This window comes from Streptomyces sp. NBC_01013 (assembly GCF_045162765.1).
Classification (GTDB): Bacteria; Actinomycetota; Actinomycetes; order Streptomycetales; family Streptomycetaceae; genus Streptomyces.
Genome location: NZ_CP108687.1, coordinates 4,953,206 through 4,968,480 on the forward strand (window position 1 = coordinate 4,953,206; position 15,275 = coordinate 4,968,480).

Annotated in this window: 14 protein-coding genes; 7 read left to right on the forward strand and 7 right to left on the reverse strand. The window is 69.8% G+C overall.

Annotated features, from left to right (window positions below):
* Positions 1-69: 69 nt before the first annotated feature.
* The 6 genes from OG538_RS21560 to OG538_RS21585 all read left to right on the forward strand — a co-directional run bounded on the left by OG538_RS21560 (position 70) and on the right by OG538_RS21585 (position 5,526).
* Positions 70-1,221: an MFS transporter gene (locus OG538_RS21560; RefSeq protein ID WP_406095980.1), complete on the forward strand. Its 1,152-nt coding sequence runs from the start codon at positions 70-72 to the stop codon at positions 1,219-1,221.
* Positions 1,218-3,542: a molybdopterin oxidoreductase family protein gene (locus OG538_RS21565; RefSeq protein ID WP_406095982.1), complete on the forward strand. Its 2,325-nt coding sequence runs from the start codon at positions 1,218-1,220 to the stop codon at positions 3,540-3,542. The genes OG538_RS21560 and OG538_RS21565 overlap by 4 nt, the downstream gene beginning before the upstream one ends.
* Positions 3,543-3,549: 7 nt before the next feature.
* The gene (locus OG538_RS21570) at positions 3,550-4,152 is read left to right on the forward strand and encodes a 4Fe-4S dicluster domain-containing protein (protein ID WP_136327991.1); all 603 of its coding nucleotides are present in this window, start codon (positions 3,550-3,552) and stop codon (positions 4,150-4,152) included.
* On the forward strand, positions 4,149-4,862 hold the full coding sequence (locus OG538_RS21575; RefSeq protein WP_406095984.1) for a Rieske (2Fe-2S) protein: 714 nt from the start codon (positions 4,149-4,151) through the stop codon (positions 4,860-4,862). The genes OG538_RS21570 and OG538_RS21575 overlap by 4 nt, the downstream gene beginning before the upstream one ends.
* A complete protein-coding gene (locus OG538_RS21580) occupies positions 4,859-5,236 on the forward strand; it encodes a hypothetical protein (protein ID WP_406095986.1) in 378 nt (125 codons plus the stop codon). Before OG538_RS21575 ends, OG538_RS21580 begins: the two co-directional genes overlap by 4 nt.
* Before the next feature lie 80 nt (positions 5,237-5,316).
* A complete protein-coding gene (locus OG538_RS21585; protein ID WP_406095988.1) occupies positions 5,317-5,526 on the forward strand; it encodes a hypothetical protein in 210 nt (69 codons plus the stop codon).
* Positions 5,527-5,535: 9 nt separating this feature from the next.
* Here the strand turns inward: OG538_RS21585 and OG538_RS21590 are convergent, their stop codons facing one another.
* From OG538_RS21590 to OG538_RS21615, 6 genes are all read right to left on the reverse strand, one after another.
* Positions 5,536-6,069: an MscL family protein gene (locus OG538_RS21590; RefSeq protein WP_406095990.1), complete on the reverse strand. Its 534-nt coding sequence runs from the start codon at positions 6,067-6,069 to the stop codon at positions 5,536-5,538.
* Between the two features lie 105 nt (positions 6,070-6,174).
* Positions 6,175-6,636, reverse strand: a complete 462-nt coding sequence (locus OG538_RS21595; RefSeq protein WP_406100249.1) for a hypothetical protein — start codon at positions 6,634-6,636, stop codon at positions 6,175-6,177.
* 410 nt (positions 6,637-7,046) lie between these two features.
* A complete protein-coding gene (locus tag OG538_RS21600) occupies positions 7,047-7,880 on the reverse strand; it encodes an S-methyl-5'-thioadenosine phosphorylase (RefSeq protein WP_406095992.1) in 834 nt (277 codons plus the stop codon).
* Positions 7,881-7,998: 118 nt separating this feature from the next.
* Positions 7,999-8,364, reverse strand: a complete 366-nt coding sequence (locus tag OG538_RS21605; RefSeq protein WP_406095994.1) for an FmdB family zinc ribbon protein — start codon at positions 8,362-8,364, stop codon at positions 7,999-8,001.
* A gap of 66 nt (positions 8,365-8,430) precedes the next feature.
* Complete coding sequence (locus tag OG538_RS21610) at positions 8,431-9,714, reverse strand: MFS transporter (protein ID WP_406095996.1); 1,284 nt, start codon at positions 9,712-9,714, stop codon at positions 8,431-8,433.
* Between the two features lie 311 nt (positions 9,715-10,025).
* Positions 10,026-11,594, reverse strand: a complete 1,569-nt coding sequence (locus OG538_RS21615; RefSeq protein ID WP_406095998.1) for a potassium/proton antiporter — start codon at positions 11,592-11,594, stop codon at positions 10,026-10,028.
* Between the two features lie 277 nt (positions 11,595-11,871).
* On the opposite strand from OG538_RS21615, the gene OG538_RS21620 reads away from it, so the two are divergent.
* Positions 11,872-14,622, forward strand: coding sequence for a penicillin acylase family protein (locus tag OG538_RS21620; protein ID WP_406096000.1), 2,751 nt, complete (start codon positions 11,872-11,874; stop codon positions 14,620-14,622).
* A gap of 17 nt (positions 14,623-14,639) precedes the next feature.
* Here the strand turns inward: OG538_RS21620 and OG538_RS21625 are convergent, their stop codons facing one another.
* Complete coding sequence (locus tag OG538_RS21625; protein ID WP_406096002.1) at positions 14,640-15,224, reverse strand: 5-formyltetrahydrofolate cyclo-ligase; 585 nt, start codon at positions 15,222-15,224, stop codon at positions 14,640-14,642.
* Positions 15,225-15,275: the final 51 nt, after the last annotated feature.

A 15,275-nucleotide genomic window follows, 5' to 3' on the forward strand; every position in this document is an offset into this window, starting at 1 on the left:
CCGCGACGCGCTCACCCCGTAGAGTCATAAAACAGGACTAATGTCCCCATACGGCCCTACGCTGACGGGGTGACCGAGCCCCCAGAAGCCTCTGCCGCCGCTGCGCAGCCCGCCCCCGGTGCCAGTACCGGTTCCGCCGGCACGGCCGTCGCTCTGCCGCCTTCCGGCGAGTCCGACCGCTCCGGCGCCACCGCCCGCCGGTCCGTCACCGCCCGCGCGACGGCGGCCGGCGTGATCGTCGCCCTCGTGCTCATCGTGGCCATCGTGCTCGGCAGCAGGTTCCTGGAGAACTTCGACTCCGCGCTCCTGCCGTACGCCGTGGCCACGGTCTTCCTCGCCTTCGGCGTCGCCTACCGCTACACGGTCTGGGTCTCCGCGCCGGGAGCCAGGCGGCTGTTCAAGAAGGGGTGGGGGAGCCTCTTCTCGGCCGAGAACTTCCGTAGGGCACCCACCGCCCTGCCGAAGATGATCGCCACCTACCTCGGCTTCCAGAAGTTCCTCGGAGCCCGTTCGCATGCCCGCTGGGCCGCCCACCAGCTGATCTTCTGGGGCTGCATCCTCGCCTCGCTGATCACCTTCCCGCTCACCTGGGGCTGGTTCACCTTCACCTCCGGCAGCGGCTCCGGACCCGGCTACGAGATGCGCATCTGGGGCTTCAAGATCATCGGCTTCGACTCCCTGGACATCCTCGGCTGGCTGATGTTTCACGGCCTGGACATCGCCGCGGTCCTGGTCATCCCCGGCGCCTCCTACTTCCTCTGGCGCCGGATGAAGGACCGCGGCGCCATCACCGGCCAGCGGTTCGGCTACGACCTGGTGCCGCTGATCGCGCTGATCGTCATCTCCGTGACGGGACTGCTCCTCACCTTCTCGTCGATCTTCCTGCACGGCGGGGGATACGAGTTCCTGGCGATCCTGCACATGGTGGCGGTGGTCTTCACGCTCATCTACATCCCGTTCGGGAAGTTCTTCCACATCGTCCAGCGCCCCGCCGCAGTCGGCATGCAGCTGTTCAAGTACACCGGGCGGCAGGACCAGGAGGTCTTCCACTGCCGGCGCTGCGAGGAACCCATCGACACCACCCCGTACGTCGAGAACCTCCGCGGCACCATGCGCGACCTCAGCCTCGACTTCGACCAGTGGGCCGAGTACTGCCCGCGCTGCAAGCGGGTGCTGCGCGGCAGCGCCTACCTCTCCCAGGTGAAGAAGGGCTTCAAGTGACCGAGGACCCGCGAGCAGCCGCCACCCGTGCGGCCGTCCCCCTCGACCCCTCCCTCGCTCCGCCCGGAACCCGCGCCTTCCGGGACGCCGGTGGCATCCCCGCCGACCAGTGGCACGCCGACCAGAACGGCGAGACGCTCGTGCCCACCCACTGCTGCTTCTGCGGGGTGCAGTGCGGGATGTATCTGCGCGTCGACCGCGGCGGCAAGGTCTTCGGCGTCGAACCCCGCAACCACGACATCAACCGGATGCGCCTGTGTCCCAAGGGCATCAACGCGTACCAGCAGGTCAACCACCCCGACCGGCTCACCGCCCCGCTCATGCGCCGCTCCCGTGACGAGGAGTTCCGCGAGGTCTCCTGGGAGGAGGCGCTCGACTTCACCGTCGCCGAGATCAAGCGCATCCAGCAGAGCTACGGCAACGACGCCTTCGGGCTCCTGGGCGGAGCGAGCCTCTTCTCCGAGAAGACCTATCTGGTCGGCAAGTTCGCCCGGGTCGCACTGAAGACCCGGCATGTCGACTACAACGGCCGTCTCTGCATGGTCAGCGCGGCGGGCGCCAACAAGCTCGCCTTCGGCATCGACCGGGCCGGCAACCCCTTCTCCGACATCCTGCTCACCGACTGCCTCCTGATCGCGGGCTCCAACGTCGGCGAGTGCTTCCCCGTGATGACCCAGTACGTGTGGGGGGCCCGGGACCGCGGCGCCAGCCTGATCGTCGTCGACCCGCGCGAGACGGCCATCGCCCGGACCGCCGACATCCATGTCGCCCTCAAGCCCGGGACCGACTCGGCGTTCTTCAACTCCGTGCTGCACGTGGTCATCGAGGAAGGCCTCACCGACGAGGCCTACATCGCCGCCCACACCACCGGCTGGGAGGAGGTGAAGGCCAAGGTCGCGGAGTACCCGCCCGCCCGGGCCGCCGAGATCTGCGGTATCCCCGCCGAACAGATCGTGCAGGTCGCCCGGACCTTCGCCCGCGCCCCCAAGGCCATGGCCTGGCACGCCCGCGGCATCGAGCACCACTCGCAGGGCGTCGAGAACTGCCTCACCGTGATCAACCTCTGCACCGCCACCGGACACATCGGCAAGCCCGGTGCCGGCTACGGCACCATCACCGGCCAGGGCAACGGACAGGGTGGCCGCGAGCACGGCCAGAAGGCCGACCTCCTGCCCGGTGGCCGCTCGATCATGAACGAGGAGCACCGACGGCAGATCTGCGAGATCTGGGGCATCGAGGAGTCCGAACTCCCGCCCGCCGGGACCTCGATGATGGAGATGGTCTGGCAGATGCAGCGCCGGGAGATCCGTGGGCTGATCGGCATCTGCAACAACCCGTTCGTCTCCCTGCCCAACTATCAGGTGGTCAAGGAGGGGTACGACGCCGCCGAGTTCCACGCCCAATTCGACTTCTTCCTTTCCGAGACCGCGGCCAACGCGCACGTCGTCTTCCCCGTCACCACCTGGGCCGAGGACAACGGTGTGATGGCCAATGCCGAGGCCCGGGTGGTCAAGCACAACAAGGCCCAGGACCCGCCCCCCGGCGTGCGGACCGACACCTGGGTGATGTGCGAACTCGCCAGGCGCCTGGGCGCGGGCGACAAATTCGCCTTCGCCGACTCCCGCGAGGTCTTCGACGAGCTGCGGATCGCCTCCGCCGGCACCGTCAACGACTACTACGGCATCACCTACGAACGGCTGGAGGAGACCGGCGGAATCGCCTGGCCCTGCCCCTCCACCGACCACCCCGGCACCCCCCGGCTCTTCGAGGACGGCAGGACGTACCACCCCGACGGCAAGATCCATATGCAGGTCGTCGAATGGCACGTGCCGATGGACCCGTACGACGACGACCACCCCATGTCCCTCACCACCGGTCGCACCGTCGCGCACTTCCTCTCCGGCAACCAGACACGCCGCCTGGGCGCCCTCGTCGAGCAGACCCCGCGCCCCTGGGCCGAGATCCACCCCTCGCACGGCTTCCGCAACGGAGAACCGGTCCGCGTCGTCACCCGGCGCGGCAGCGAGGTCTTCCCCGCCCTGGTCACCGAGGCCATCCGCCCCGACACCGTCTTCATCCCCTACCACTGGCCGGTGCCCACCGCCGCCAACGCGCTGACCATCGATGCCCTGGATCCCCGCTCCAAGATCCCCGAGTACAAGGTGTGCGCCTGCCGCATCGAGCACGCCGAGAAGATCGACGAGGTTCCCGCACCCCCGGTCGCGCCGGGCCATGTCGCCTACCCGGAGACCCAGGTCTCCCGTACCGACCCGCTGCCGCCCACGTCGCCGCAGGGCCGTGGCACCTCGGAAAGGAGCTGATGTCCCCATGATGGGCAGAACGATCTTCATCGACCCGGGGCGCTGCATCGGCTGCCAGGCCTGTGTCTCCGCCTGCCGCGAATGCGATTCGCACCGCGGCAAGTCGATGATCCACCTCGACTACACCGACGAGGGCCAGTCCGTCGCCTCCCTCCCCACGGTCTGCATGCACTGCGAGGACCCCGTCGCCCCCTGTGCCGAGGTCTGTCCCGCCGACGCGATCCTGGTGACCGCGGACGGGGTGGTGCAGCAGGCGGACACCACCCGCTGCATCGGCTGTGCCAACTGCGTCAACGCCTGCCCCTTCGGCGTGCCGAAGATCGACCTCCAGGCGAAGCTGCAGATGAAGTGCAACCTCTGCTACGACCGCACCGCCTACGGTCTCGCCCCCATGTGCGCCACCGTCTGTCCGACCGGAGCGCTCTTCTACGGGACCGTCGAGGAACTCCAGGCCGAACGCCCCGGCGTCCAGGTGGCCGACACCTTCGTCTTCGGCGAGACCGAGGTCCGCACCGGTGTCGCCATGGTCGTCCCCGCCGACCGGGTCCAGTGGCCGGTGCCGGGCGGCCTGCCCGTCGTGGAGATCAACGGGAAGGACGTCCGCCGGTGACCGTCACCGAACAGCCATCACCCGGGGACCCGCGAGAGCCGTCCTCCGGGGACCCGCGGGAGGCCCTGCACGACCGGATCGCGGCGGACTCCCTCACCACCCGCCGCGACTACCTCCGCATCGTCGCCACGGTCTCCGGCGGTCTTGCCGTCGGCGGACTCGGCGTCGCGGGCGGCATGCTCCCGCGCCACGGCGACCCCGAGGACGACAAGGCGCCCGCGCCCAGGAGGATCAGCTCCCAGCTGCTGCCGGGGGAGTCCCTCGCCTTCAGCTACCCGGAGGAGGAGGACAAGGCGGTCGCCGTCCGGCTCGACGACGGCACCCTCGTGGGTTACTCGGCGATCTGCACCCACCTGGCCTGCGCCGTGCTCTGGCGGAAGGACCGGGGTACCGAGGGTGAGCTGTACTGCCCCTGTCACGAGGGAGTCTTCGACGCCCGCACCGGTGAGGTCACCGCCGGTCCGCCTCCCCGCGGACTCCCCAAGGTGATCCTCACCGAGCAGAAGGACGGCAGCATCTGGGCCGTCGGCACCACCCGCTCCGGGGAGAGCATCGAGAAGGGGCTGTGCCGCCAGCTCGGCGACGAACGCCCGGACCTCGCCTCCCGGATCGGCTGTCCCGGTGTCGGCAGCGGTGCCGAAGCCCCCGAGGCCGCCGGTACCTCCCGTGCCGGGGCCACCGAGCCCGAGACCACCGGCAGGCGGACATGAGCGACGCCCAGCAGCCCACCGGCCCGCACTACCCGGAATACCACCCGGGCAGCGCGCGGCCCGAACTCAACCGGCCCGTCCACGAGCGCTACCCGCAGATCCGGTCCACCAGCGGCTACGGCGACCCCCGCGTCCGCCACACCGGGCCGGGTCCCGGAGCGGGCAGCGACCAGGAACCGGAGCGGTCCTCCAAGCTGACGGCACGGCTGACCCTGGCCATGACCGTCGTCATCGGGCAGCTCTGGGGCCTCACAGTCATCATCGACGAGTACATGGAGGGCAACACCGGTACCGCATGGTGGGGAGCCGGGTTCCTCTGCCTGTCGTTCCTCGTGGTGCTCGTGCTCTGGTGGCTCGACCCCAAGGACCGCTGAGCGGCGCCCCGCCCCCGCTTCGAAGGCGAGCGCAGGCCGGGGCGCCCCAGCGCCCGCGGGGCAGTCGTACCCTGGGAGGTATGAGTACCGCCCCCGCCCCTGGACCGCGCGATGCGAAGCCGAGCTCGCCGGACCGGCCGAAGCCCAAGCCGGCACTGGTCTTCGACGATCCGCTGGACCAGCAGTCCGCGGACGATACGGACCGGGGATGGGGTGAGCGGGCCCCCTCCGGCGGCGGCCCCGCCGACTTGGCCCGCTTCCTCGACGAGAAGCCGCCCCACCACATCTGAGGCGCTCTCCTACCCCTGACCGTCCTGCCCCGGGTCCTCGCCGCGAAATCCCCCCGCCGGGCCGCTGCGCTGCGCGACCAGTGCGTCGCGGATCTCCTTCAGGACCTCCAGCTCGCTCACCTCCAACGTCTCCTGCACGCCTTCCTTCGCCGCCTGCATGGCGGCCCGCCTGGCGAGGTACTTCGCCATGGGCAGCACCATCAGGAAGTAGACGACGGCGGCGGTGATCAGGAAGCTGAGGGTGGCACTGAGCACCGAGCCCCACAGGATCCGGATGCCATCGGTCGCCTCGCCCGTCTTCGGGTCGATCCGGCACGGGCCCTTGAGACACGAGCTGTAGCTCTCCAGGTCCTTGGTACCGAACGCGCCGACGAGCGGGTTGATGACGCCCCTGACGATCGCGTTCACGATGTTCGTGAACGCGGCTCCGATGACGACGGCCACCGCCAGGTCGATCACGTTGCCGCGCATCAGGAAGGCCTTGAAGCCCTCCAGCAGGCTGACCTTCTTCTTCTCGCTCACGTCTCTTGAGCCGTCCTTCATGTGTGCCGTAAGGGGAGGGAACTGTTCCGCAACCTACGGCAGTACAGGGCGCATCCCCCTCATCCGCGCATGACGTCCGGTGACGTGATAGCTCGTCAGTGCGAATCAACACAGGATCACCGCAAACCCGGCGGAGATGCCCGCCCCGGCCAATGTCGCGGCCGTTGTCCGCGGCACGGCGAGCACGATCAGTGCCCCGTCCGCCGCCGAGCCCTCGGTGGACTCCGAAGGCACCTGGGTCACTCGCGCCCCCTTCGCCAGCACCCGGGAGTCCGCCCCTGCGCCCTCCGAAGCGATCACGTCGACCCGGTCTCCCGGTCGCAGCAGCCGTACGGTCGCCGCGTCGGCGATCCGGACGGGCGCGGACACCAAGCGGACGGGCGGCGACGCGCGACGCTGGGCCGCACCCGCCGCCCCGTGCCCGCCGACGGACGCCCCGCCCTCGCCCCCGCTCCCCCCGAGCCCCGAAGCGGCCAGCGCGGCAGCCGTCAGCGTCAGCCCCGCGGCCAGCGCGCGCCGCTGCCGCCACGCCGCCCGCCGCAGCCGGTGTCCACCGCCCCCGCGCACCCGCAGCGGGGGGAACTGCGGCACCCCGCAGGACGGCGGTGGCGGCGCGGGGGAGGGCAGGGGCAATGACGCCGAGGAGGAAGGGGCTGAGGACTGCGAGGACTTGGAGGGAGGACCGTACGGGGGCATGCCAAACACCGCCTGCGGTGAGGGAGTTCAGGGACCGGACGCATCTGATCGTGAGCCCGGCCGTAGGTAACGGCCGGGCAGCACCCACGAATCGCATCGTGAGTCCGGCCGACAGGACTGCCGGGCAGCATGCACGAATCGCATCGTGAGTCCGGCCGGTGGAGGCGGCCGGACAGCACCCACGATCCACCAGCCGCGAGATGCCCGCTGTGACCTGTGGACGGCCCACAGAATGTGGAGAACTCCCTCACTCGCCGGAGGGACACCGGCGGTCGAACTGCTTACGGCAGTTCGATCCCCGTGTCGATCCCGTCCAGCGCGTGCGCGCACAGACAGTCCCGGTCCGCCTCCGCGGGCAGAGCGGCCACCGCGTCGAAGAGGACCGTCCGCAGCCGGTCGACATTGGCCGCGAACACCTTGAGCACCTCCTCGTGGGAAACGCCCTCGCCGGCCTCCGCGCCCGCGTCCAGGTCCGTCACCAGCGTCATCGTCGTGTAGCAGAGCCCCAGCTCACGGGCGAGCACGGCCTCGGGGTGCCCGGTCATCCCTACCACCGACCAGCCCATCGCCGCATGCCAGCGCGACTCCGCCCGGGTCGAGAACCGCGGCCCCTCGACGACCACGAGCGTCCCCCCGTCGACCGCTTCCCAGGCCCTTCCACGGGCCGCCGCGAGGGCGGCCTTGCGTCCCTCGGGGCAGTACGGGTCGGCGAACCCCAGATGCACCACGTTCGGTGTCGCCCCGTCCGCCCGGGTCTCCCCGTCGTAGAACGTCTGGACCCGGGTCTTCGTACGGTCGACCAACTGGTCCGGCACGAGCAGCGTCCCCGGCCCGTACTCCGGCCGCAGCCCGCCCACCGCGCACGGGCCGAGCACCTGGCGTACGCCGACCGAGCGCAGCGCCCACAGATTGGCGCGGTAGTTGATGCGATGCGGCGGCACATGGTGGCCGCGTCCGTGACGGGGAAGGAAGGCGACCCGGCGGCCGCCGATCTCACCGAGGAAGACGGAGTCGCTCGGCGCTCCGTAAGGGGTCTCCACGCGTACCTCGGTGACGTCCTCCAGGAAGGAGTACAGCCCCGAACCGCCGATCACACCGATCTCTGCGTTCACCATGCGGTCACAGTAGGCGTTCGCCCTCCGCCCGGTGCGGGCGGGCGGGCAACGCCGAGGACCCCGCCGAGTGGATCGGCGGGGTCCCGGTGAAGCCAGGTGGAGCGGTCGGGCGGGCGCCTCAGGCGGCCGACGAGCCGCTCGACGAGGACGACGAAGAAGAAGTGGACGACGAGGAAGACGCCGTGGAAGCGCTGGACGATCCGGAGGAGGACGTCGACGAAGAGGACGACTTCGCATCCGATCCCGTCGAGGACGAGGATCCGGACGCCTTCGCGGCGGCCGGGGCCGGCGTGCTGCTCGACGAGGAACCACGGCTGTCGTTCCGGTAGAAACCGGAACCCTTGAACACGATGCCGACCGCCGAGAACACCTTCTTCAGGCGTCCATTGCAGCTCGGGCACACCGTGAGCGCGTCATCGGTGAACTTCTGCACCGCTTCGAGGCCCTCGCCACACTCGGTGCACTGGTACTGGTAGGTCGGCACTTGTTCCTCCTGGCACTCTGACTCGATGAGTGCTAACGACGCTCCATAGTGACTTATTCCGCTGGATCAGTCCACCGTGACCGGCCCGCGGTGACCGATCCCACGTGCCACGGTCCGCCCCGAGCTCCTCGGGAGGAGCCGGGAACGCAGCGCCACCAGGGTCGCCAGGGCCAGCACGGTGCCCACCAGCGGCACCAGGAATCCGGTGCTCGCGCCGTGGGCGTCCGCGAGCCGACCGGCCACCGTCACCGCGGCCGCCTGCCCGAGCGCGACGGCGCCCGTCAGCCAGGTGAACGCCTCGGTTCGCGCGGAGCCCGGCACCAGCGCCTCGATCAGGGTGTAGCCGCTGATCAGTGCGGGTGCGATGGAGAGGCCGACCAGCAGCCCGAGCCCGGCCAGCAGCGGTACGGAGTGCACCGCCCACAGGCCCGACGCGGTGAGGGTCAGGGCCGTGTATCCGGCGATCAGCCGACGCCGCGGCCCGGTCTTCCATGCGATGGCGCCGCAGGCGATGCCGGCCAGCATGTTGCCGGCCGCGAAGATCCCGTACAGCAGACCGTTCGCACCCGGGCTGCCGATCTCCTCGGCGAAGGCGGTCAGCGACACCTGCATCCCGCCGAAGACCGCGCCGATCCCGAGAAAGGCCACCGCGAGCACGCGTACGCCGGGGACGGACAGTGCGGAGACATGCCGCTGCGCCCCTGCGGGCCGGTTGCCGCGTACCGCGGGCTGGGTGGCGCGCTGCGCGGCGAAGAACAGGCCGCCGAACAGGGTCAGGGCGGCTTCGGCGATCAGCCCCGCCGCCGGGTGCACCCCGGTGCAGAGCGCGGTGGCGAGGACCGGTCCGATGACGAAGGTGAACTCGTCCGTCACCGATTCGAAGGCCGCCGCCGTCGACATGAGCGGCGAGGCCTCCCGGCCCGGCGCCGCCCCGAGCACGGCCGCCCATCGGGCCCGCACCATCGGGCCGATCTGCGGGACGGAGGCGCCCGTCGGTACGGCCGCGGCGAACAGCGCCCACATCGGGGCGCCGGCCAGTGCGAGCGCGGTCAGACCCGAGACGGCTGCCGTGTGCACGAGGACGCCCGGCAGCAGTACCGCGCGCTGGCCGAAGCGGTCGGCGAGCTTGCCTGTCTGCGGGGCGAACAGGGCCATGGAGACCCCGGTCACGGCGGCGACGGCACCGGCACTGCCGTACGAGCCGGTGGTGTGCTGGACGAGCAGGACGATGCCGATGGTCAGCATCGCGAAGGGCTGCCGTGCGGCGAAGCCCGGCAGGAGGAAGGTCCACGCACCCGGGGTGCGCAGCAACTGCCCGTATCCGGGGCGGTCGGAGACCGTGGACGCCACGGTCCATGCCTTTCTGCCGCCTGGTGGCCGTGCTCCTGCGGTCCGGGCCGGCACGTGCGTGCGGGCCCGGTCAGAAGCTGCCGAGAGCTGTCCTCTTCGCGCGGAACTGCGGTAGATGCCGGGCGCTCGCAGCAGAGGCGGAGGACGCCACGACCGCCATACGGTCGCGCCAGCTCTGCTTCAGGCAGAGTTGGTGGATCAAATAGGTCGATCTGGGTTTCCTTCATGCTACAGGCACAGATGCCGGCACACCTGTGATTGTGTGCAGCGCAACGCCTGCCACCTGTGAACGTGGGGGCAGGCAGGCATCCTCAGTGGTGCGCCTTGGCATCCCGGGCCGCCCGGTCCCGGTCCTCCTGCTTCTTGACGTCGTCCGTCCTGCCCAGCTTCTTCACTGCTTTGAGGGCGTTGGACATGTGGGGTCCGGCCAAGGCATCGGCGGCGGCGTTCCCTCCGCTGCCCAGCCAGCCGGCCAGCTTGCCGCCCTCGCCGATCGCGCGCAGCCGGGCCTCGGTCGCGTCGCGCACGGGGTCGGTCGTCACGACCAGCAGTTCGTCGCCTCGGCGCAGCACGGTCGCGGGGGCCGGCACGAAGCTCTTGTTCTCCCGGACGACGAGCGTCACCGCGGCGCCCGCGGGCAGGCGCAGTTCGCCGACCTCGACCCCGTGCATCTTCGACTCCGCGGGGATGGCCACCGAGAGCAGATGTCCGCGCAGCCGCTCCAGGGGCGCCGACTCGATGCCCAGGTCCGCAGCGTCGGAGGGATCGTCGGCGATCTTGAGGGCCTTCGCGAGCCAGGGCAGGGTCGGCCCCTGGATGAGGGTGTAGACGACGACGAGTACGAAGACGATGTTGAAGACCCGTGTGGAGCCCTCGATTCCGGACACCATGGGAATCGTCGCCAGGATGATGGGCACCGCGCCGCGCAGCCCGGCCCACGACATGAGGGCCTTCTCCTGCCAGGGCAGCCGGAAGGGTGCGAGGGAGATGAAGACCTCCAGCGGCCGGGCCACGACGGTCAGCACCAGTCCCACGACGACGGCGGGCCAGAAGTCGTCGAGCAGGTCGTGCGGGGTGACCAGCAGGCCGAGCAGGACGAACATGCCGATCTGGGCCAGCCAGCCGAGGCCGTCGGCGAAGCCGCGGGTCGCGGGCCAGTGCGGCAGCTTGGCGTTGCCGAGGATCATCGCAGCGAGGTAGACGGCGAGGAATCCGCTTCCGTGGAGCATCGCGCCCGCGGCGTACGCGGACACCGCGATCGCCATCACGGCGATGGGGTAGAGGCCCGAGGCGGGCAGGGCCACATGCCTCAGTCCGTACGAGCCGAGCCAGCCGACGGCGATGCCGAGCGCGGCGCCGATCGCCAGCTCCAGTGCTATCTCGCCGATCAGCACGTACCAGCTGTCGACCGGTCCGACGGTCGAGAAGGCCACCACCAGGATCACCACAGGGGCGTCGTTGAAACCTGACTCGGCCTCCAGCACGCCGGTGATCCGGGCGGGCAGCGGCACCTTGCGCAGGACGGAGAAGACCGCGGCGGCGTCCGTCGAGGAGACGACCGCACCGATGATCAGCGCCTGCCGCCATTCCAGACCCACCAGGTAGTGCGCTCCGGCAGCGGTCACGCCCACGCTCACGCCCACGCCGACGAGGGAGAGGACGACGGCCGCGGGCAGCGCGGGTTTGATCTCTTTCCACTTCGTGCCGAGGCCGCCCTCGGCGAGGATCACGACCAGGGCGGCGTAGCCGATCACCTGCGTCAGTTCCGCATTGTCGAACTTGACGTCGAAGAACCCGTCCTGGCCCATGGCGATCCCGATGCCGAGGTACAGGAGCAGGCTGGGGAGCCCGCTGCGGGACGAGATGCGCACCGCCGCCACGGCGACGAGCAGGACGAGCGAGCAGACGAGCAGGAGTTCGTTGAGCGCGTGGACAGTCAGTGGCCGGTCCTTCCCTGCGTACGCCTGCCGGATCGACTTCCGGCGGCCGGTTACTTCGTTACCTTACCTAATCTTTAACGTTTTCTTGATGCCTTCGAGCATTCGTACGATCGCTACGCAATTCGAACCATCCCCATACCGCGTCGGACCGCCCTCGGCGCTGCGCCTATGGTTGCTCCTGCACTCCCAGGACCACCCTGCCCCTCGAAGGACAGCGATGCCCGCCAACACAACCGCCCCTTCCGGCTCCACCGGTACCGCCGGCGGCGGGCCGCGCAAGAAGAAGGGGCGACGCGCTCGCCTGATCGTGATCGTTCTGGTGCTGGCGCTGGTCGCGGGTATCGGTTACGGAACGTACTGGTCCGTATCCACCGTGCGCGCCTCGTACCCGCAGACCAACGGGACGGCCACGCTCGCCGGACTCGACGGCACCGTCGAGGTGAAGCGCGACAGCTACGGAATCCCGCAGATCTACGCGGACTCCGACGCGGACCTGTTCCGCGCCCAGGGCTTCGTCCAGGCGCAGGACCGCTTCTGGGAGATGGACGTCCGCCGCCACATGACGGCCGGCCGGCTCTCCGAGATGTTCGGCTCCGGTCAGGTCGAGACGGATGCCTTCCTGCGCACGCTGGGCTGGCGCAAGGTCGCCCAGGAGGAGTACGACAACGTCCTGTCGGACGAGACCAAGAAGAACCTCCAGGCGTATGCGGACGGGGTGAACGCCTACCTCAAGGACCGCGACGGCAAGGACATCTCCGTCGAGTACGCGGCCCTCGGCTTCACCAACGACTACAAGCCCACCGAGTGGACCCCGGTCGACTCGGTCGCCTGGCTGAAGGCCATGGCCTGGGATCTGCGCGGCAACATGCAGGACGAGATCGACCGTTCGCTGATGACCAGCCGGCTCGACGCGAAGCAGATCCAGGACCTGTACCCGCCCTACCCGTACGACAAGCACAAGCCGATCGTCAGTGGGGGCGCGATCTCCCCGGCCACCGGGAAGTTCGAGGCGCAGGCGACGCCGTCCGAGGGCGTCGGTACGGCGACCGCCCAGGACGCCACCGCGGGCCTCACCTCCCAGCTCGGCGCGCTGTCCGACACCCTCGACGAGATCCCCGCACTGCTGGGCCCCAACGGCACCGGCATCGGGTCGAACTCCTGGGTGGTCTCGGGCAACTACACGACCACCGGCAAGCCGCTGCTCGCCAACGACCCGCACCTGGCGCCGCAGCTGCCCTCTCTCTGGTACCAGATGGGCCTGCACTGCCGCGCCGTCTCGGCGATCTGCACATACGACACCGCCGGTTACACGTTCTCCGGCATGCCCGGTGTGATCATCGGTCACAACCGGGACATCGCCTGGGGCTTCACCAACCTCGGCGCCGACGTCACGGACCTCTTCCTGGAGAAGGTCTCGGGCGACGGCTACCTGTACGACGGCAAGGTGAGGCCCTTCACCGTCCGCGAGGAGACCATCAAGGTCGCGGGCGGCAGGAGCCGGCACATCACCGTGCGCGAGACCAACAACGGCCCGCTGGTCTCCGACCGCAGCGGCGAGCTGGAGAAGGTCGGCCAGAAGGCTCCCGTCAGCAATGCCGCCCCCGACCGGGCGGACGGCTACGGGGTGGCCCTCAAGTGGACGGCGCTGGAGCCGGGTCACTCCATGGACGCCGTCTTCGAGCTCAACCGGGCCAAGGACTTCACCACGTTCCGCGCGGCGGCCGAGCACTTCGAGGTCCCCTCGCAGAACCTCATCTACGCCGACACCAAGGGCAACATCGGCTACCAGGCGCCGGGGAAGATCCCGGTCCGCACGTCCGGCGACGGCACGCTGCCCAGCCCCGGCTGGTCCTCCTCGTACGGCTGGAAGAAGGACCCGATCCCCTTCGACGCCCTGCCCTACGAGTACAACCCGAAGCGCGGCTACATCGTCACCGCCAACCAGGCCGTGATCGACGAGGACGCGTACCCGAACATGCTCACCAAGGACTGGGGCTACGGCAGCCGCAGTCAGCGGATCAACGACCTCATCGAGTCGAAGATCAAGGGCGGCGGGAAGATCTCGACCGAAGACATGCAGAAGATGCAGATGGACAACACCAGCGAGATCGCCGCGCTGCTGGTGCCCGAGCTGATGAAGATCAACATCTCGGACAAGGACATCCGCGAGGCGCAGAAGCTGCTGGAGGGCTGGGACTACACCCAGGAGGCCGACTCGGCGGCCGCCGCGTACTTCAACGCGGTCTGGCGCAACATCCTCAAGCTGGCCTTCGGCGACAAGCTGCCCAAGGAGATGCGCGTCGAGGGCGAGTGCCTGAACGTGCCCCCGGCCAAGAGCTCGGGTCCGCTCGACGAGCAGGACCGGCTGGTGCGCGAATGCGGCCAACGCGACGCGGACTCGGCGCAGCCGGACGGCGGTGACCGCTGGTACCAGGTGGTCGCGAACCTCATGGACAAGCCGGACAGCGAGTGGTGGAAGGCGCCGGCGAACCGCAAGGACAAGGCGACCGAGAACCGCGAGGAGCTCTTCGCCCGCGCCATGGAGGACGCCCGCTGGGAGCTGACGGCCAAGCTCGGCAAGGACATCACCACGTGGAACTGGGGCCGGCTGCACCAGCTGACCCTGAAGAACCAGACCCTCGGCACGGAGGGGCCCGGACTGCTCCAGCGGGTGCTCAACCGGGGGCCGTGGGACCTCGGCGGCGGCGAGGCCGCGGTGAACGCGACCGGCTGGAACGCGGCCGGAGGCTACGAGGTCGTCTGGGTCCCGTCGATGCGGATGGTCGTCAACGTGGGGGACTGGGACAAGTCCCGCTGGATCAACCTCACCGGCGCCTCCGGGCACGCGTTCAGCGCGCACTACACCGATCAGACCGACAAGTGGGTCAACGGTGAACTGCTCGACTGGTCCTTCGGCACGAACGCGGTGTCCGCGGCGACGAAGGACACGCTGACCCTGAAACCGTAGGGCGGCCTCCCGGCCCTTCAGCCACCGCCGAAGCGCCGGAAGCCGGCCGGTGTCACCACGGCGTCCACGGGGTGGTCGTGCGGTTCCTCCGGGACCCGCGCGGCCACCTCGTCGCCGTACAGCAGCACGATCAGTGCGGGATGTGCCCCGGCCGCCGACAGACGCGCCAGCACCCGGTCGTAGCTGCCCCCGCCACGGCCGAGCCGCATCCCGCGCCCGTCCACGGCCAGGCCCGGCAGGAGTACGACGTCCGCGTCCAGGACCGCGTCCGGGCCGAGCCGCTCGCCGACGGGTTCGAGAAGCCCGCGGCCGGCCTTCTCGAGGCCGTCAGCCCCCTCGTACGCCGCCCAGTCCAGGTCGTTGTCCGCGAGGAGTACTGGCAGCAGGACACGCACGCCCCGGGTGCGCAGTGCGTCGAGCAGGGCACGGGTCCCCGGTTCGCTCCCCACCGAGACATACGCGGCGACGGTGCGGGCCCCGGCGAGCTCCGGGAGTTCGAGTGCGCGACGGGCCAGAACCGCGGCGGCCCGTTGGACGTCCTCACTGGTCAGGAGGCGTCGTGCGGCGAGCAATTCACGCCGCAAGAGTGCCTTTGCGGACATGTCGGTGTTCAACGGGGCACCTACAGACCTCTCGTACCGGCATATGTGAGT